At 73.0% G+C, this 17,959-nt stretch carries 13 protein-coding genes; 9 read left to right on the plus strand and 4 right to left on the minus strand.

Annotated features, from left to right (window positions below):
• Window positions 1-142 precede the first annotated feature (142 nt).
• Together mycP and eccCa are read right to left on the minus strand one after the other, a co-directional pair.
• Window positions 143-1,459, minus strand: coding sequence for a type VII secretion-associated serine protease mycosin (mycP, locus tag ID554_RS17175; RefSeq protein ID WP_117227347.1), 1,317 nt, complete (start codon window positions 1,457-1,459; stop codon window positions 143-145).
• Window positions 1,460-1,532: 73 nt separating this feature from the next.
• Window positions 1,533-5,468: a type VII secretion protein EccCa gene (gene eccCa, locus ID554_RS17180; RefSeq protein WP_117227348.1), complete on the minus strand. Its 3,936-nt coding sequence runs from the start codon at window positions 5,466-5,468 to the stop codon at window positions 1,533-1,535.
• Between the two features lie 100 nt (window positions 5,469-5,568).
• Between eccCa and eccD the strand changes: the two genes are divergently transcribed.
• Complete coding sequence (gene eccD, locus ID554_RS17185; protein WP_117227349.1) at window positions 5,569-6,963, plus strand: type VII secretion integral membrane protein EccD; 1,395 nt, start codon at window positions 5,569-5,571, stop codon at window positions 6,961-6,963.
• A gap of 30 nt (window positions 6,964-6,993) precedes the next feature.
• Here eccD and ID554_RS17190 read toward each other — a convergent pair whose 3' ends face one another.
• Window positions 6,994-7,500, minus strand: coding sequence for an inorganic diphosphatase (locus ID554_RS17190; protein WP_117227350.1), 507 nt, complete (start codon window positions 7,498-7,500; stop codon window positions 6,994-6,996).
• Window positions 7,501-8,005: 505 nt separating this feature from the next.
• On the opposite strand from ID554_RS17190, the gene dacB reads away from it, so the two are divergent.
• The 4 genes from dacB (at window position 8,006) to ID554_RS17210 (ending at window position 12,952) form a co-directional block, all read left to right on the plus strand.
• Window positions 8,006-9,424 (plus strand): D-alanyl-D-alanine carboxypeptidase/D-alanyl-D-alanine endopeptidase, encoded by a 1,419-nt coding sequence (gene dacB / locus ID554_RS17195; RefSeq protein ID WP_223884676.1) that lies wholly within the window; start codon window positions 8,006-8,008, stop codon window positions 9,422-9,424.
• 66 nt (window positions 9,425-9,490) lie between these two features.
• Window positions 9,491-10,558, plus strand: a complete 1,068-nt coding sequence (locus ID554_RS17200) for a zinc-dependent metalloprotease (protein ID WP_117227352.1) — start codon at window positions 9,491-9,493, stop codon at window positions 10,556-10,558.
• 2 nt (window positions 10,559-10,560) lie between these two features.
• A complete protein-coding gene (gene tilS, locus ID554_RS17205) occupies window positions 10,561-11,574 on the plus strand; it encodes a tRNA lysidine(34) synthetase TilS (protein ID WP_117227353.1) in 1,014 nt (337 codons plus the stop codon).
• A 4-nt stretch (window positions 11,575-11,578) separates the two neighbouring features.
• Window positions 11,579-12,952, plus strand: coding sequence for a gamma-glutamyltransferase family protein (locus ID554_RS17210; RefSeq protein ID WP_117227421.1), 1,374 nt, complete (start codon window positions 11,579-11,581; stop codon window positions 12,950-12,952).
• 7 nt (window positions 12,953-12,959) lie between these two features.
• On the opposite strand, the gene ID554_RS17215 is transcribed toward ID554_RS17210, so the two are convergent.
• Window positions 12,960-13,919, minus strand: a complete 960-nt coding sequence (locus ID554_RS17215; protein ID WP_117227354.1) for a GlxA family transcriptional regulator — start codon at window positions 13,917-13,919, stop codon at window positions 12,960-12,962.
• A gap of 99 nt (window positions 13,920-14,018) precedes the next feature.
• Between ID554_RS17215 and ID554_RS17220 the strand changes: the two genes are divergently transcribed.
• The 4 genes from ID554_RS17220 to folE all read left to right on the plus strand — a co-directional run bounded on the left by ID554_RS17220 (window position 14,019) and on the right by folE (window position 17,951).
• The gene (locus ID554_RS17220; protein ID WP_147333424.1) at window positions 14,019-14,204 is read left to right on the plus strand and encodes a hypothetical protein; all 186 of its coding nucleotides are present in this window, start codon (window positions 14,019-14,021) and stop codon (window positions 14,202-14,204) included.
• Between the two features lie 102 nt (window positions 14,205-14,306).
• Complete coding sequence (gene hpt, locus ID554_RS17225; RefSeq protein WP_117227355.1) at window positions 14,307-14,882, plus strand: hypoxanthine phosphoribosyltransferase; 576 nt, start codon at window positions 14,307-14,309, stop codon at window positions 14,880-14,882.
• A 340-nt stretch (window positions 14,883-15,222) separates the two neighbouring features.
• Window positions 15,223-17,241, plus strand: a complete 2,019-nt coding sequence (gene ftsH, locus ID554_RS17230; RefSeq protein ID WP_117227422.1) for an ATP-dependent zinc metalloprotease FtsH — start codon at window positions 15,223-15,225, stop codon at window positions 17,239-17,241.
• A 92-nt stretch (window positions 17,242-17,333) separates the two neighbouring features.
• Window positions 17,334-17,951 carry a GTP cyclohydrolase I FolE gene (folE, locus tag ID554_RS17235; RefSeq protein ID WP_117227356.1) on the plus strand — a complete coding sequence of 206 codons (618 nt, stop codon included), beginning with the start codon at window positions 17,334-17,336 and terminating at the stop codon, window positions 17,949-17,951.
• Window positions 17,952-17,959: the final 8 nt, after the last annotated feature.

Raw genomic sequence — 17,959 nt, forward strand, 5'->3', positions numbered from 1 at the left:
CGGTGGGCCGTCCGTGGGACCGGGTGGGTCGCGGATCGGCGGTGGGGCCGTCGTGCGTCGGCCTGAGGCACTCACGCCGACGTTTGTACCCCGCCGAGCAGGATCGAAGACGCGAGATCGCCGGATTGCCCGGCGACATCGCTCAGCGCCGCCGCAACCGGCGCACCATCAGCGCCGCCCCGGTGACCAGGGCGACGAGGATCGCCGAGCCGACCCAGAGGCGTACCGGAGCGGTGTCGTCCGCTGCTCCGGCGGCGCGGGCCCGCCACCGGGTCTCCTGCTGCGATCCGGTCAGCCCGAGCTGCCCGGCGTCGTGCTCGTGGGGCGGCACCGAGCCGGGTGCCGGGCCGAAGCCGGTGACCCCGGGCGAGTCGTTGTCGTCCAGCGGGTTGTCGCCGACCAGCGGTACGTCCGCGGTCAGCGCCGCGATCGGGTCGACCAGCCCGTACCCGAACCGGTCGTCGCGTCCGGTGGGGCCGATGTCCTTCGCGGTGACCAGGAGCCGGTTGACCACGTCCCCGGCGGACAACTTCGGGTGGCGGGCCCGGACCAGGGCGGCGGTGGCGGCGACCAGCGGCGCCGCGAAGCTGGTGCCCTGCACCCGCCAGTACCCCTCGGGTGGGCGGGCACCGACCAGGCCGCTGGCCGGGGCGGTAAGCACGGTGGCGCGACCGGTGATCGCGCCGCTCCACAGATTGTCGCTGTTGCGTTCCAACCCGGAGACGGCGATGACGCCCGGTTCCCGGGCCGGGTACCACACCTTCGCCTCCGGTGACGTGGCCAGGTTGCCGGTGCAGGCGACCACCACCACGTCCTTGGCGAAGGCGTAGTCGATGGCGGCGGCCAGGGCGGGGCTGTCGCCGTTGCCGCCGAGCGACAGGTTGATCACCTTCGCGCCGTTGTCGACGGCCCACCGGACGCCCTTGGCGACGATCAACGCGTCGTCGTACCGGTTCTCCTCGTCGAGCACGCGTACCGGCAGGATGCGGGAGTCGGGTGCCAGCCCCACCACGCCCCGGCGGTCGTCGTTGCGCCCGGCGATCAGGCCGGCGACCGTGGTGCCGTGCCCGACCGGATCGGGTTCGGCCGTGCCGTCCGGGGAGACCAGGTCGAGGCCGGGCAGCACCTGACCGGCCAGGTCCGGGTGCGAACCGTCCACCCCGGAGTCGATCACCGCGACGATCACGCCACGCCCGGTCGAGGTGCGCCAGGCGGTCTGCGCGCCCAGCTTGTCGAGTTGCCACTGCTCGTCACGGACCTGGTCGGCGCGTTCGGCGGTGTCCGGGGCGTAGGCCACCGGTACGCCGGAGGCGGTCGGCGCGACCGGCACGGCGGCGGCGGGGACGACCGCGACCGCGACCGACAGCGCCGTGACGGTCGCCGCCAGCAGCGCCCGATGCGCGAACCGTCGAGCCCCCGGCAGGCCGCTCTGCCGCACCCTGGTCACATCCTCAGCCATTCGTCGCAGGACACATGACGATCGGAGATTACCGGTTCCCTCCGGCTCCCAGGGACGTTCCGTGGACTCGACGTCACTGTGGCGGTAGGTACGCCAGTTGGACCAGGCGCACGCCCTCCCGTCGGGTGGACAGTCGACCACGTCCGGGCGGCAGAGGACCGGGCCGGACCGCACCGACCAACGCGCCCTCCTCGGGGCTGCCCGACATCACCAGGCCCGAGGTGGACAGTTCGCGTAGTCGCTGCACGACCGGTTCGTACTGGCCGCGGGCGGCACCGCCGCAGCGGCGGACCAGCACCAGGTGCAACCCGACGTCGCGGGCGTGCGGCAGATGCTCCTCCAGCGCCCGCAGCGGGTTCGCCGGCCCACTCGCCACCAGGTCGTAGTCGTCGACCAGCACGAACAGCTCCGGGCCGGTCCACCACGACCGGTCGCGCAACTGCGCCGGACCGACCTCGGGACCGGGCGTCCGGCCCTGCAGGTAGCCGGCTGCGGACTCCACCAGGTCGGCGGTGTGCGCGGCGGCGGTACCGTACCCGATCAGATGTTCGGTCTCGATCGCGCCGAGCAGGCTGCGCCGGTAGTCCACCAGGATCACCCGCGCCTGCTCCGGGGTGAACCGGGTGACGATCGACTGTGCCAGCGCGCGAAGGAACGACGACTTGCCGCACTCGGCGTCACCGTAGACCACGAAGTGCGGCTCGGTGACGAAGTCGAGCACCACCGGACGCAGGTCCGCCTCGGCGATGCCGACCGGGATGCGCAGCCCGGCGGTGGCGGCCAGGTCGAGTTCGGCGTACGGCAGCACCGCCGGGAGCAGCCGTACCCGAGGTGCCGGTGGACCGGACCAGCCCTTGGCTGCCCGCTGCACCAGAGTGGCGGTGTCCGCGTCGGCGACCTGCGGCAGGGCGGTGAGGAAGTGCAGGCTCCCGGCGGTGACGCCGCGACCCGGGGTCCGCTCCGGCACGTCCGCCGCCGCCCGCCGGGCGACCAGCGAATCCGACGGGTCACCGAGACGCAGCTCCAGCCGCGAACCGAAGAGATCCCGGATGGCAGGCCGGAAATCCAACCAGCGCACCGCCGTGGCCACCACGTGCACGCCGTAGGAGAGGCCCCGGGTGGCGAGGTCGGTGATCAGCGGTTCCAGGTCGTCGTACTCGCCGCGCAGCGTGGTCCAGCCGTCGACGACGAGGAAGACGTCACCGAACCGGTCGGTGTCCGGTGTGCCCTCGGCGGCCCGCTCGACACGCTGACGCCGCCAGGCCGCCATCGACTCGACACCGAGTTCGGCGAAGGCGCGTTCCCGATCCGCCAGCAGGGTGGCCAGCTCGCCCACGGTGCGTCGGACGCCGGTCGGGTCGGCGCGACCGGTGACCCCACCGACGTGCGGCAGGTCGCGCAGCGCGGCCAAGCCGCCGCCCCCGAAGTCCAGACAGTAGACCTGCACCTCGGCGGGGGTGTGGGTGAGCGCCAGCGCGCAGATCACCGTACGCAGCGCGGTGGACTTGCCGCTCTGCGTACCGCCGACCACCGCCACGTGCCCGGCGGCACCGTCCAACGCCAACCAGAGCAGGTCGCGCCGCTGCTCGTACGGCTTGTCGACCACCGCCACCGGCACCTGCAACGCCCCGTGCAGCTCCGGGTTGTCGGAGGTCAGCCCCCGGGCCGGGTGCACCGTCAACAGCCCGACCAGCTCGTCCAGCCCCGGCGCGCCGTCCAACGGCGGCAGCCACACCCGGTGTGCCGGCGGCCCCTGACCGGCGAGGCGCCCGATCAGCATCTCCAGCAGGGTCTCCCGGCCCGGCTCCTCGTCCTCGGTAGTGGGAGTGGCGGGCGGCTCCGGATCGGGCGTGAAGTGGGTGGAGAAGGTGAGCAGGCGGGAGCGGTCGGACCCGGGCGCGCCGGCCGTCGCGGCATGTCGACGGACCGCCCCGGAGACGTACGCGGTCTTGAAGCGCAGCAGCGGCTCGGTGCCGGATCGCAGGTATCCGTGGCCCGGTGAACGCGGCAACTCGTACGCGTCCGGCACGCCGAGTACCGTGCGCGACTCCAGCGACGAGAAGGTACGCAGACCGATCCGGTACGACAGGTGGGTGTCCAGCCCTCGCAGCCGCCCCTCCTCCAACCGCTGGCTGGCCAGCAGCAGGTGCACCCCGAGCGACCGCCCCAACCGGCCGATCTGCACGAACAGGTCGACGAAGTCGGGCTTGGCCGACAGCAACTCGGAGAACTCGTCGCAGACCAGCAGCAGCGACGGCAGCGGGGCCAGTGCGGTGCCGGCCGCCCGGGCCCGCTCGTAGTCGCGCAGGCTGGCGAAGTTGCCGGCGCGACGCAGCAGCTCCTGCCGGCGTACCAGCTCGCCGTTGATCGCGTCGACCATCCGGTCCACCAGCGGCAACGCGTCGGCCAGGTTGGTGATCACGGCGGCGGTGTGCGGCAGCCGGTCGAACGAGGCGAAGGTGGCCCCGCCCTTGAAGTCGACCAGGACGAAGTTGAGCTGCTCGGAGGAGTGCGTCGCGGCCAGCCCTACCACCAACGTCCGCAGCAGCTCGGACTTGCCGGAGCCGGTCGCGCCGATCAACAGCCCGTGCGGGCCCATGCCGTCCTGCGCCGACTCCTTCAGGTCCAGCTCGACGGCGGCGCCGTCGACACCGACGCCGATCGGCACCCGCAGCCGGTCGCGGGCCGACCGGGGGGCCCAGCCCTGCTCGGTGGTGAAGCCCTCCGGGTCACCGATGCCGAGCAACTCCGGCAGGCCCGGCTCGGCACCGGTCGCGGCGTCCGGACCACGGGCGACGGCCGGTCGCATCGGGGCCAACCGGCGAGCCACCGCCTCGGCCTCGGCGATTCCCAGCGCATCGGCCGTGCCGACCTCGACCGGACCGTCCGCCGAGTGCGAGTGCAGCCGGCCGCCCCGCAGTTCCAGCAGCAGGGCGAAGCGGTCGAGCAGGCGCGGCGGCGGGGAACTCAGGTCGATCAGGGTGACCGCGTCGATGCCGCCGTCACCGGGCAGCTCGGTGGCGCCGGTCAGGTCACCGCCGTCGAGCACCACCACCAGGTGCGGACCGTCGGTGGCCGGACCGGCCGGGCTGAACCGGGACCGGCTGGCCAGCACCTCGTCGAGCAGCTTCTCCAGCTCCACCGCTGCGCTGGCGACCAGCCGTACCGGGCCGAGAGCATCGCCCCGGGACGGGTGGCCGGCGTGCGGCAGCCATTTGACCCACTCCCAGACGCCACGCCGTTCCGGCCCGGCGCAGACGGCGATCAGCAGCTCGTCCGGGGAGTGGAAGACCGCGAGCTGGGTGAGCATCGCCCGGACCAGCGACTGCGCGGCCGGTGCCCCGGCCGGGCCGGCCTGGACGAACACCCGGGCGAAGCTGCGCAGCGACACCGCCACCGGCAGGTCCGGCACCACCGAGTACGCGTCCAGGAAGCGACGCAGGGCCCCGGCGGTCATCGGCTCCAGTTCCTCCAAGGGGCGGGTGACCGGTGGAACGAGCGGAGTGGCCAGCGTCTGCGGCCCGACGGCGACCCGCACCACGGCGAAGTCGGGATCGGCGGGGCGGCGTTCCCAGACCCGGTGGCTCTCGACCGTGGACCAGAGCCGCGTCGGATCCGGGTGCCGGTAGCAGAGGCCGTTGCGCTGCCGTGCTGCGGTCTCCCGGACCTGCCGCCGCAACGTCGCCAGGTGCCGCAGGTACTCGCGCCGGGCGGCCATCATCTCGGCCTTCCCGGGGCTGCCCGAGGCGCTGCCCCACGAGGTCACCAGCATCGCCAGCGTGGAGAGGCCGAACATCCCGCCGACCACGTACGCGTACGCGCCGCCGCCCCGGCCGAACATCATCGCCATCGCGACCGTACCGCCGAGCATCGGCAGCACCATCAGCATCTGGTGCCAGCGCCCACCGGTGACCGCCGGGATCTCCGGCGGGGCCTGCACCGGCACCTCACCGACGGGAATCTCGGGCGCCGGACGCCGTGTCGGCCGCCGGACGACGACAGTGGACACTCGACCTCCCGACAGCGCACAGTGACCCGAGCCTGGCTCATGGTAGGTAAAGTCCATCCGTCCGCGCAGCCGTCACCCCGTGCGATATGGAGATCAGTCGATGACGATCGGGCTGGCCCGGATCACCGTCAGTTCGCCCCTCCGCCGGGTCGACGTGGCCCTGCCCGAGCAGGTCCCGCTCGTCGAACTGCTGCCCGAGGTGCTCCGGCACGCGGGTGTCGGGCTCGCCGACGACGGTGAGCGGCACGGCGGTTGGCTGCTCCGCCGGGCCGACGGCAGCACCCTCGCCACCGGCCAGGCGTTGCACGCCCAGGGGGTCCGTGACGGCGAGGTGCTGCACCTGGTGCCGGGCCGTGCCGAGTGGCCCGAACCGGAGTACGACGACGTGGTGGAGGCCATCGCGGACGGCGCACGCCAGCGCGGCGCCGCCTGGTCACCCGACGCCACCCGGGTCGCCGCGCTGGCCGGTGCCGGGGTACCGCTCGGTGTCGGCCTGGTCGCCCTGCTCGCCGTCGGCCCCGGCGGGCCCGCCTGGCCGGTGGCGACCCTGGTCTCGGTCCTGCTGGTGCTCGCCGGCACGGTGTTATCCCGGGCCCGGGGCGACGGCGCGGCCGGCGCCGTCCTCGGCGGATATGCGTTGCCGTACGCCGCTGTGGCCGGTGCTCTCGCGGTCAGTTCGGGAGACCCGGTCGGGCCGCTCGGTCCGCTGCGCTGGGTCGGTGCCGAGGAGGCGCTGACCGGTGCGGTGGCACTGCTGCTGGTGTCGGTGCTCGGGCTGCTCGGCGTGGCCACCCGGCAGCGGGTCTTCGTGGCCGGCGTGGCGGTCGGCGTGTTCGGCGTTCCGACCGCACTCGGTGGCGTCCTGCTCGGCCCGGCCGGCACCACGGCCGTCCTGCTCTGCGTACTGGCCTTCGCGATCGGTGCGGTCCCGTTGCTGGCGATCCGACTGGGCCGGGTGCCGCTGCCGCCGACCACCCTGCCGACCGGTGCCACCGACGCCCTGGATCAGCCTCGTGACCTGCCCGATCGCGGTCGGGTGTACGCGGCGGTAGCCCGCACCGAGGAGATGCTGACCGGGATGCTGATCGGGCACGCGGTGCTGGCCGCGACGGCCGGCCTGATCCTCGGTGTCACCGGCGGCCTCGCCGGCCGGCTGTTGGTCGTGATCACCTCGACGGTGTTCCTGCTGCGCGCCCGGCTCTTCGTGGCGGTACGGCACCGGGTGCCGCCGCTGCTCGCCGGGCTGGCCGGGTACGCGACCCTCGGCACGGTGCTCGCCGTCGACGCCGCGACGGAACCGCTGGCCCTGCCGGTCGGCGGCCTGCTTGTCGGCCTCACGGTCGCGGCGGCCGGCACCGGCTACGCCCGCCGGCCGGTCTCCCCGTACGTCGGGCGGATCGCCGACCTCACCGACACCGCTCTGGTGATCTCCGTGGTGCCGATCGCCTGCGCGGTGCTCGGACTCTACGAACGGGCCCGGGGACTGCTCGGCTGAGCGGTCCGGCGGGCCCGTCGCGAGGTCGGTTCAGTGCGTGGACTCGCCGCGCTCCTCGGCGTCCTTGGCCCGCCGATAGGAGGCCAGGATCTCGGTCTCGGCCTCGGTACGCCCCACCCAGGTCGCGCCCTCGACCGACTTGCCCGGCTCCAGATCCTTGTAGACCTCGAAGAAGTGCTGGATCTCCAGCCGGTCGAACTCACCCAGGTGGTGGATGTCGCGCAGGTGCTCCTGCCGGGGGTCCTCGTACGGCACGCAGAGGACCTTGTCGTCGCCGCCCTTCTCGTCCGTCATCCGGAACATGCCGATGGTGCGGCACCGGATCAGGCAGCCGGGGAAGGTGGGCTCGGGCACCAGCACGAGGGCGTCCAGGGGATCGCCGTCCGCACCCAGGGTGCCCTCGATGAAGCCGTAGTCGGCCGGGTACTGGGTGGAGGTGAAGAGCGTGCGGTCCAGCCGGATCCGGCCGGTCACGTGGTCCACCTCGTACTTGTTGCGGTGACCCTTGGGGATCTCAACCGTGACGTCGAAATCCATTCGCACGCTCCCTCGTTCGCCCACGCTGGCTTGACGGAACCGGCGACCAGCCCGGACAGGCGAATGCTCACCCACCGAGTCCGGCCGCCGCATAGTCTTCGGACCGAAGTAGTGTCACCCAGACCGGTTTCCGGTGGGGGAGGAGGGGGTCGTGGGGAGGGAAGATTCACACTACCGTCCGGAGGATGCCGCCGAAGGTGGTCCCGACAAACCGTCGACCACGACGGCGACCGGGCGGGTAGTGGTGCCCGGAGCGAACCTGCTCCGGACACCGTCACCGACACCCGAGGACCCCGCTCCGACGAGCCCGGCACCCGCTCCCACCCCGCCGTCCTCCGGCACTGCCTCCGTGCCGCCCGGCGCCGCTTCCGCGCCACCCGTGCCTCCCGTGCCGCCCGGCGCCGCGTCCGGTCCACCGGCGGACCCGGGCGCGGCGCCACCGGCCCCGCCCGGGGACACTGCCGCGCCGGCCGACCAGGGGACACCGCCCACGCCGCCGTCCGCCCTGCGGCGCCGACTGCCGCTGGTGCTCGCCGCCGTGCTGGCGCTCGTGCTGGTCGGGGTGGGCGTGGCCGTGGTACGCCCCGGACCGGTCGGCCAGTGGCTGGGCGACGACCCCGACGGGTCGACGGTCGCCGAGTCGCCGGAGCCCGCGCCGGTCGCGGTACTGGCCGCAGCCGACATCGGAGCGCCCGTGCCCAGCCCCGAGGGGATGCGTACGGTGCTCGACCCGCTGATCGGCGACGCCGCGCTCGGCGACCGGGTCAACCTGGCCGTGGCCGACGCCCTGACCGGGCAGCTGCTCTTCGACCGGGGCGGCGGCGAGGGCACCGTGCCGGCCTCGGTGACGAAGCTGCTGACCGCGGTGACCGTGCTGACCGCCCGTGGCCCCGGCTACCGGATCCCGACCCGGGTGGTGGCCGGCGCGGAGCCCGGTGAGGTGGTCATCGTCGGTGGCGGGGACGCGACCCTGTCCTCCGGTGCCAAGGGCTTCTACCCCGGCGCCGCCAGCCTGGAGAGCCTCGCCGAGCAGGTGCGTACCGCCCTGGGCGGCACCCCGCCGACCCGCGTCGTGGTCGACTCCTCGCTGTTCTCCGGGCCGGTCTACGGGCCGGGTTGGGACGACGACATCCCCACCGGCGGCTACGGCGGCGCGATCACCGCGCTGATGCTCGACGGTGCCCGCAAGGACCCCAAGGCAGGGCGGGGCTGGGCCGAGCGGGTACCCGAGCCGGACCTGACCGCCGGACGGGCCTTCGCCAGGCTGCTCGGCGTACCGGCCGGTGCGGTGCGCAAGGGCACCGCACCGGTGGCGCCGGCCGGGGCCACCGGCGGCACCGAACCCGGTATCGAGTTGGGCGTGGTGCACTCGCCACCGCTGATCCGCCTGGTCGACGTGATGATCAGCGAGAGCGACAACATCGTCGCCGAGGCGTTGGCCCGTCAGGTCGCGCTGGCCCGAGGCCAGCCCGCCTCGTTCGCCGGTGCCGCCACGGCGATGGCCGAGGTGGTGCCCGAGCTGGGCCTGCCGGTCGACGGGTTGACCCTCGCCGACGGCAGCGGGCTGTCCCGGAACAACCTGATCAGCCCCGCGCTGCTGACCGAACTGCTGGCCCTCGCGGCCGGCCCGGACCGGCCCGAACTCGGCGGCATCTTCGGTGGGCTGCCGGTCGGCGGCTGGTCCGGCACGCTGCGCGACCGCTACGGTTCGGCACCTGGCACAGCCGCCGGTGCGGGCGTGGTCCGCGCCAAGACGGGCACGCTGACCCGGGTGCACGCCATCGCGGGCGTGGTGACCACCGCCGAGGGGCGGCTGCTCACCTTCGCCGTGCTCACCGACCAGGTGCCGCCGGACGGGATGGAACCCGCCCGGGTGGCGCTGGACCGGATCGCTGCGGCGCTGGCCACCTGCGGCTGCCCCTGACCGGAGAACGCCGGTGCACCGGCGCGATCCGGGGACGGGTGTCGCGGCGCGGGTACGGTGGGTGGCATGGCGCAGTTCGTGGACTGGGATCTGGCCGCCGCTACCGCGGGGGCGCTGGGCAAGTCGGGCCCCCGGGTGTCGTACTCCGAGGCCACCGAGGTGGTCTCGGACCTGCGCCGGTTGACCGACGAGGCGGCCGGGCACGTCGCCGACTACACCGGGTTGACGTCGCAGGTGGCCCACCCGCCGGTGCGGGTGGTCGACCGGCGCGACTGGGCGGCGGCCAACATCGCCGGCCTGCGTGAGGTCATCACCCCGCTGGTCGGCCGGCTCGCCGAGGACAAGCAGCCCGGCGCGTTCACCGAGGCGATCGGGTCGCGGGTCACCGGAGTCCAGGCGGGAACCGTGCTGGCGTACCTGTCCGGTCGGGTGCTCGGTCAGTACGAGGTCTTCTCCGCCGACCCGGGTCAACTGCTGCTCGTCGCGCCGAATATCGTCGAGGTGGAGCGGAAGCTGGGCGCCGAGCCCCGTGACTTCCGGCTCTGGGTCTGTCTGCACGAGGTGACCCACCGGACGCAGTTCACCGCCGTGCCGTGGATGCGGGCGTACTTCCTGGGCGAGGTGCAGGCATTCGTGGACGCCTCGCAGGGGGGCGAACACCTGATCGAGCGGCTGCGCCGGGGCGTGGGCACCCTGGCCGACGTGGTCCGCAACCCGGAGAGCCGGGCCAGCGTGCTGGACATCGTGCAGACCCCGGGGCAGCGCGCCGTGCTGGACCGGCTGACCGCGCTGATGACACTGCTCGAAGGGCACGCCGAGTTCGTGATGGACGGCGTCGGGCCGCAGGTCATCCCCAGCGTCGAGCGGATCCGGGCCGGGTTCGACCGGCGCCGGGCGGCCGGCAACCCGGTGGAGAAAGCGGTCCGCCGCCTGATCGGCATCGACGTCAAGCTGCGGCAGTACGCGGAGGGCCGCAAGTTCGTCCACGCGGTGGTGGACCGGGTCGGCATGGCCGGCTTCAACCGGATCTTCGAGTCGCCGCTGACCCTGCCCCGCCTCTCCGAGCTGCGCGAACCGGACGCCTGGGTGGCCCGGGTGCACGGTCCGGTCGGCCCGAAGCCTCCCGCCGACTGAGCATGGCCCCACTCGCCCTGCCGATCGCCGCGATTCGGGTCGCGGTCCGTCGCGCGCTGGCCGACCTGACGGAGTCCGGGCCGGTGCTGGTGGCCTGCTCGGGCGGTGCCGACTCGCTCGCCCTGGCCGCCATCACCGCGTTCGTGGCGTCTCGGATGGGTCGGGCCGCCGGACTGGTCACCGTCGATCATGGGTTGCAGCCCGGGTCCGCCGAGCGGGCCGAAGCGGTCGCGGACTGGGCACGGCAGAGCGGGCTGGCGCCGGTGGAGGTGGTCCGGGTGGAGGTCGCCGGCCGGCCGGGCGGCCCGGAGGCCGCTGCCCGCCAGGCGCGCTACCAGGCACTGGTCGAGGTGGCCGGCCGGCACCGGGCGGCGGCGGTGCTGACCGGGCACACCCGGGACGACCAGGCGGAGACGGTCCTACTCGCGCTGGCCCGAGGTGCCGGCCCGCGCGGGCTGGCCGGGATGCCGGCGTACCGGGAACTGGCCGGGATGCCGCTGCTCCGGCCGCTGCTGGAGACCGGTCGGGAGCAGACCCGGGCGGCGTGTGCGGCGCTGGGCCTGACGCCGTGGGAGGACCCGCACAATATCGATCCGGTGTACGCCCGGTCCCGGGTCCGGGCTGACGTGCTGCCCGCGCTGGTCGGGGCGCTCGGCCCGGCGGTGGTGGACAACCTGGCCCGGACCGCCCGGCTGGTCGCGGCGGACAACGCGGTGCTGGACGGGCTGGCCGTCGAGGCGCTGACCGCCGCCCGGCACCCCGACGGCGGGCTGGCCGTCAAGGCGCTGGCCGACCTCGCTCCCGCGCTGCGGAGCCGGGTGCTGCGGGCCTGGGCACACGAGGCGGGCGCGTCGCCAGCCGCCCTGTCGCACCGGCACGTCGCCGCGCTGGACACGCTGGTCACCGATTGGCGTGGGCAGGGTGCGGCGTACCTGCCCGGTGGCCTGCGGGTACGGCGACACCGCGACCGCCTGCTGCCGACCGGCCCGCCGCCTCCCCGACCGACGACGAGGTAGACACGTGACGTACCCCCGCCGGCCGTTGTTCGCCCCGCACGGCGCGGTGGCCACCAGCCATCCGCTGGCCACGGCGGCCGGGCTGGCCGTGCTGCGCCGGGGTGGCAACGCGGTCGACGCCGCCCTGGCCACCGCGATCACCCTGACCGTGGTGCAGCCGCCGTCCAACGACATCGGCGGTGACCTGTTCGCCATCGTCTGGGACGGCCAGCGGCTGCACGGGTTGAACGCCTTCGGCCGGTCACCGGCGGCGCTCACCCGGGACGGGGTGCTCGCCGCCACTGGCGGCTGGGGTGCCGAGCCCGTCGACGCACTCGGCGGCTCGCAGGCCCGGGGGCCGGCGATGCCGGCCCGTGGCTGGCTGCCGGTGACCGTGCCGGGCGTCCCGGCGGGCTGGCGCGACCTGCACGACCGGTTCGGCTCGCTGCCCTTCGCCGAACTGTTCACCGACGCCGTCGGGTACGCCGAGCACGGCCACCCGGTCTCCACCGGCACCGCCATGGCCTGGGCCCGGGCGACGGCCGGACATGCCGGCCTCACCGGCCCGGAGTACGCCGAGTTCGCCCGGGTCTTCGCCCCGGCCGGGCGGGTGCCCCGCCCCGGCGAGCGGTGGCGCAACCCGGACGCCGCGCGGACCCTGCGACTGATCGCGCAGAGCGGGGCCGAGGAGTTCTACCGGGGACGGATCGCGGCGGCCCTGGCCGACCACGCGGCCCGCACCGGCGGGCTGCTCACCCCCGACCACCTGGCGTCCCGCCGATCCTCGATCACCGAGGACGCCGCCGATCCGGACGCCGGGGTCCCGGAACGCGGCGGAACGGTGTACCTGTGCACGGCCGACGCCGACGGGATGATGGTGAGCCTGATCCAGTCCACCTATCTGGCCTTCGGCTCGCACGTGGTGCTGCCCGGACACGGCTTCGCCCTGCAGAACCGAGGTCTCGGCTTCCGTCTCGACGCCGACCACCCGAACGTGGTGGGGCCGGCGAAGCGTCCGTACCACACCATCATCCCGGGGTTCCTGACCCGGGACGGCGCGTCGGTGGGGCCGTTCGGCGTGATGGGCGGGCACATGCAACCCCAGGGACACGTGCAGTTGATCTCGGCGACCGTGGACGGCGGGCTCGACCCACAGGCGGCGCTGGACGCCCCGCGGTGGTACTGGCACGCCGGCCGGTCGTTGCTGGTGGAGGAGCATCTGGCGGCCGGGCCGGGCGGCGCGGAACCCATCGCCGACCTGCGCGCCCGGGGCCACCGGGTCACCGTCGCCGACGAGCCGGCCGTCTTCGGGTACGGCCAGGCGATCTGGCGTCGGCCCGACGGCGGATACGTCGCCGGCTCCGAGTCCCGGGTCGACGGCGCTGCGGGCGGCTTCTAGAAGGTCGTCAGCCGGCCGGGGCGCGGTCGCGGAACGTGGTGCGGTAGGCGTGTGGGGTGGCGCCGACCCGACGGGTGAAGTGGTGCCGCAGCGCGGCGGCGTCACCGAAGCCGGCCCGTTCGGCCACCGCCTCCACCGTCAGCCCGGTGTCCTCCAGCAGCCGCCGGGCCAGCAGCACCCGTTGGCTGGTCAGCCAGTCGTGCGGCGTGGTGCCGGTTTCCGCGCGGAACCGGCGGGCGAACGTCCGGGGCGCCATGCCCGCGCGCGCGGGCATCTCGTCGACGGTGAGCTGCTGGTCGAGCCGCTCCATCAGCCACTCCAGCACCGGCTCCAGCGTGGGTGCCTCCGGTGCCTTCGGGATCGGCGCCTCGACGAACTGCGCCTGGCCGCCGTCGCGGTGCGGCGGCACCACCATCCGCCGGGCCAGCCGGGTGGCGGCGGCCGAGCCGTGCTCCTGGCGTACCAGGTGCAGGCAGGCGTCGATGCCGGCGGCGGTGCCGGCGCTGGTGAGCAGCCGGCCGTCCTGCACGTAGAGCGAGTTGCAGCGGACCCGGGCGCTCGGGTGGCGGCGCTGCAACTCGTCGACGTGCCGCCAGTGCGTGGTGCACTCCCGGCCGTCGAGCAGCCCGGCCTCGCCCAGCAGGTACGCCCCGGTGCAGACGCTGAACAGGTACGCCCCCCGGTCGGCGGCGCGGCACAGCGCCTCGCGCGCCTCGGCCGGGGCGGTCGCGCCGTGGTGAGCCGGCACGGCCACCATGTCGGCCTGGTCGATCGGGCCCAGGTCGGCGGTGGGCACCAGGCCGAAACCCGCAGTGGTACGCACCGTGTCGCCCTGCGGGCTGCACAGGTCGAACCGGTAGCCGGGCAGGCCGTCGGCGGTGCGGTCGGTGCCGAAGACCTCGGCGAGCACGCCGACTTCGAACGGGGCGACGCCGTCCAGGGTGAGTACCGCGACCGAGCGGAGCATGTGACGAGGGTAACCGTAGAAGTGGCGGAAAATCGAGGGTAGATGGCATCCCTGCCACTGTCCTATGGGCGATGAGGCTCGCAGACTGGTGTCAGTCCGGTGCGCACCGGCGGCGATACCACTAAAAATCGGATGAAAGCGAGCGCCGCCATGGGATTCCTGTTCTTCCTCCTGTTCTTCCTGCTCCTCGCCCTGCTCTCGGCCGTCGGGCTGACGGCGGACAGCCGCGACTCGGCCGACTGGAAGCCGTCCGACGGTGGTTTTCGCTGGCGATCCCACCCCTGATGTTCCAATTGGTGTGCTTCGCCGGAAAGATCCGAGCCGGGGCCGCCCGGAAAGAGGCGGCCCCGCCGACGGCGAACCCGGGGCGTACGGCAGGCTAGGGCCATGGCTGACGGCTCCTGGTACGACGCCGACATCGACCACGTGATCATTTCCGAGGCGCAGATCCGCGAGAAGACCGCGGAACTGGCCAAGCAGGTCTCCGCGGACTACGCCCACGTCACCGATGGGCTGCTGCTCGTCTGCGTACTCAAGGGCGCGGTCATGTTCATGGCCGACTTCGCCCGGGCGCTGGGCCGCCAGGGACCCCCCGCCGAACTGGACTTCATGGCCATCTCCTCCTACGGCCAGGGCACCACCTCCTCCGGCGTGGTCCGGATCCTCAAGGACCTCGACCGGGACATCGCCGGCCGGCACGTCGTCGTCGTGGAGGACATCGTCGACTCCGGGCTGACGCTGTCCTGGCTGCTGCGCTACCTGGAGTCCCGGTCCGCGGCGAGCGTCGAGGTGGTCGCGCTGTTCCGTAAGCCGGACGCGGTCAAGGTGACGGTGCCGGTGAAGTACGTCGGCTTCGACATCCCGACCGAGTTCGTCGTCGGGTACGGCCTCGACTTCGACGAGCGCTACCGCGAGCTGCCGTACGTCGGTGTGCTCAAGCCGGAGGTGTACGCCCGCTCCTGACTCCGGATCCGGACCGTGCGGCAACGGGGGCGGTACCCTTGGTCCGGTCGACGTTCAGCCGACTTTCAGCTGTTCGGGCTACCGTGGAGTGTGGTGACGGTGGATCCGCTCTCCGTCACGCCGGTCGACATCCGGTTCGCCGTACGCGTAAGTGCTGGGCTCGCCAGCTCGGATCCGTCTCGTACGGTGTACCGTCGAATGACCGTGGCGCGACAGTTTCGTGCCCCGGGGTCGAGGCCGGCCCGCACGGCGGCTCCGGCAGCCGCCCAGGCGGCGACACCCACAGTCGGTCAGGACGTCGATCAGGAGGATGCGGGCGTCTTCGGCGCTCGACAACAGCATGGAACGTACGCGTTTCTTCCGCCGACCGGTGTTCTGGGTCATCCTGGTCATCCTCGGCGCCGTCGTGCTCAGTCAGTTGTTCACCGGTGGGCCCAGCTACCACCGCGTGGACACCTCAGTCGCGCTCGACCAGCTCAACAAGGGCGGCATCGAGAAGGTCGTCTTCCAGGACAAGGAACAGACGATCCAGCTGAACCTGGCCGAGGAGGCCGAGTTCGGCGAGACGAAGACCAAGCTGATCGAGGCCCAGTTCCCGTACGAGGTCGGCAACGAGGTCTGGAACCAGGTCCTCGACGCCAAGGCGAACAACCGGGTCACCGGGCCGGCCGACACGGAGGTGTCGTCCGACAGCATCTGGGTCAGCCTGCTGGTCAACCTGCTTCCCATCGTCCTGCTCGTGCTGCTGCTGCTGTTCTTCATGTCGCAGATGCAGGGCGGCGGCTCCCGGGTGCTCAACTTCGGCAAGTCCAAGGCGAAGATGATCACCAAGGACACCCCGAAGACGACCTTCGCGGACGTCGCGGGCTCCGAGGAGGCCGTCGAGGAACTGCACGAGATCAAGGACTTCCTGCAGAACCCGGCGAAGTACCAGGCGCTCGGTGCGAAGATCCCGAAGGGCGTACTCCTCTTCGGTCCGCCCGGCACCGGTAAGACGCTGCTCGCCCGGGCGGTCGCCGGTGAGGCGGGCGTGCCGTTCTACTCGATCTCCGGTTCCGACTTCGTGGAGATGTTCGTCGGTGTCGGCGCGAGCCGGGTCCGTGACCTGTTCGAGCAGGCCAAGGCCAACGCCCCGGCGATCGTCTTCGTCGACGAGATCGACGCCGTCGGCCGCCACCGTGGCGCCGGCATGGGCGGCGGGCACGACGAGCGCGAGCAGACCCTGAACCAGCTCCTCGTCGAGATGGACGGCTTCGACGTCAAGGGCGGCGTCATCCTGATCGCCGCCACCAACCGCCCGGACATCCTCGACCCCGCGCTGCTGCGTCCGGGCCGCTTCGACCGGCAGATCCCGGTCGACGCCCCGGACATGGAGGGTCGCAAGGCCATCCTCCGGGTGCACGCCAAGGGCAAGCCGTTCACGCCCGACGTCGACCTCGACTCGGTGGCCAAGCGGACGCCGGGCTTCAGCGGCGCCGACCTGGCCAACGTGATCAACGAGGCGGCCCTGCTGACCGCCCGCAAGGACCAGCGGGCGATCAGCAACGAGTCGCTGGAGGAGTCGATCGACCGGGTGATCGCCGGCCCGCAGCGCCGGACCCGGGTGATGGGCGACCAGGAGAAGAAGATCACCGCGTACCACGAGGGTGGTCACGCGCTGGTCGCCTGGGCCCTGCCGCACGCCGCGCCGGTGCACAAGGTGACGATCCTGTCGCGCGGTCGCTCGCTGGGGCACACCCTGGTGCTGCCCACCGAGGACAAGTACACCCAGACCCGTGCCGAGATGATCGACACCCTGGCGTACGCGCTGGGCGGCCGGGCCGCCGAGGAACTCGTCTTCCACGAGCCCACCACCGGTGCCGGCAACGACATCGAGAAGGCCACCGCACTGGCCCGCGCGATGATCACGCAGTACGGCATGAGCTCCAAGCTCGGTGCCATCAAGTACGGCACCAGCGGCGACGAGCCGTTCCTCGGCCGCAACATGGGCCACGAGCGGGACTACTCCGACGCCGTCGCCGCCGAGATCGACGGCGAGATGCGCGCGCTGATCGAACTGGCCCACGACGAGGCCTGGGAGATCCTGGTCGAGTACCGGGACGTCCTGGACAACATCGTGCTCGAGTTGATGGAGAAGGAGACCCTCTCCACCGCCGACATGGCCCGGATCTGCGCGCGGGTGGTCAAGCGTCCGCCGATGGCGCCGTACAACGGCTTCGGCAAGCGGCAGCCCTCCACCGAGCCGCCCGTGCTCACCCCGGCCGAGAAGGACGCACTCAAGGTGCAGGCCGAGGCCGACGGCGCCCAGGCCACCGCGGTCGGTGGCGTCAGCTCGAACAACTCGGACGGCCCACACTGAGCACCGACGACACGGCGGCCGGTCCCCAGCCACGGGGATCGGCCGCCTCGGCAACCGAGCCCGACATCGACGACCTGGACGGCCTCGACTACATCGCCGCCCGGCTGGTCAACGGCCGGCTCACCGGCCGTCCGGTCGAGGACACCATGGACCTCGGCCGCATCGAGAAGGCGGTCCGCGAGATCCTGATCGCGGTCGGGGAGAACCCGGACCGCGACGGCCTCCAGCAGACCCCGGCCCGGGTGGCCCGGGCGTACGCCGAACTCTTCGCCGGCCTGCGGGTCGATCCGGCCACGGTGCTCACCACCACTTTCGAGGCCAACCACGAGGAACTCGTCCTCGTCCGGGACATCGACGTGATGAGCCTCTGCGAGCATCACCTGCTGCCGTTCCGGGGCAGCGCCCACATCGGCTACATCCCCGGGCCCGACGGCCGGATCACCGGCCTGTCCAAACTGGCCCGGCTGGTCGAGGTCTTCGCGCGGCGACCGCAGGTGCAGGAACGGCTCACCTCCCAGATCGCCGACCTGCTGATGGAGCGGCTGGCACCACGGGGCGTGGTGGTCGTGCTGGAGTGCGAACACATGTGCATGGCCATGCGCGGCATCCAGAAGTCGGGCGCCAAGACCATCACCTCGGCGGTACGCGGCACCCTGCAACGGGACGCCAAGTCGCGGGCCGAGGCGATGGCGCTGATCATCCCGCGCTGAGCGGCGCT

It is taken from the genome of Micromonospora craniellae (genome assembly GCF_014764405.1).
GTDB classification, from domain to species: Bacteria; Actinomycetota; Actinomycetes; order Mycobacteriales; family Micromonosporaceae; genus Micromonospora; species Micromonospora craniellae.

Bases quoted from the DNA above. Each gene is read 5' to 3' on its own strand.
- mycP (WP_117227347.1), bottom strand. From the start codon at position 1,459: ATGGCTGAGGATGTGACCAGGGTGCGGCAGAGCGGCCTGCCGGGGGCT.
- eccD (WP_117227349.1), top strand. From the start codon at position 5,569: ATGACGATCGGGCTGGCCCGGATCACCGTCAGTTCGCCCCTCCGCCGG.
- ID554_RS17190 (WP_117227350.1), bottom strand. From the start codon at position 7,500: ATGGATTTCGACGTCACGGTTGAGATCCCCAAGGGTCACCGCAACAAG.
- ID554_RS17200 (WP_117227352.1), top strand. From the start codon at position 9,491: ATGGCGCAGTTCGTGGACTGGGATCTGGCCGCCGCTACCGCGGGGGCG.
- tilS (WP_117227353.1), top strand. From the start codon at position 10,561: ATGGCCCCACTCGCCCTGCCGATCGCCGCGATTCGGGTCGCGGTCCGT.
- ID554_RS17215 (WP_117227354.1), bottom strand. From the start codon at position 13,919: ATGCTCCGCTCGGTCGCGGTACTCACCCTGGACGGCGTCGCCCCGTTC.
- hpt (WP_117227355.1), top strand. From the start codon at position 14,307: ATGGCTGACGGCTCCTGGTACGACGCCGACATCGACCACGTGATCATT.
- ftsH (WP_117227422.1), top strand. From the start codon at position 15,223: ATGGAACGTACGCGTTTCTTCCGCCGACCGGTGTTCTGGGTCATCCTG.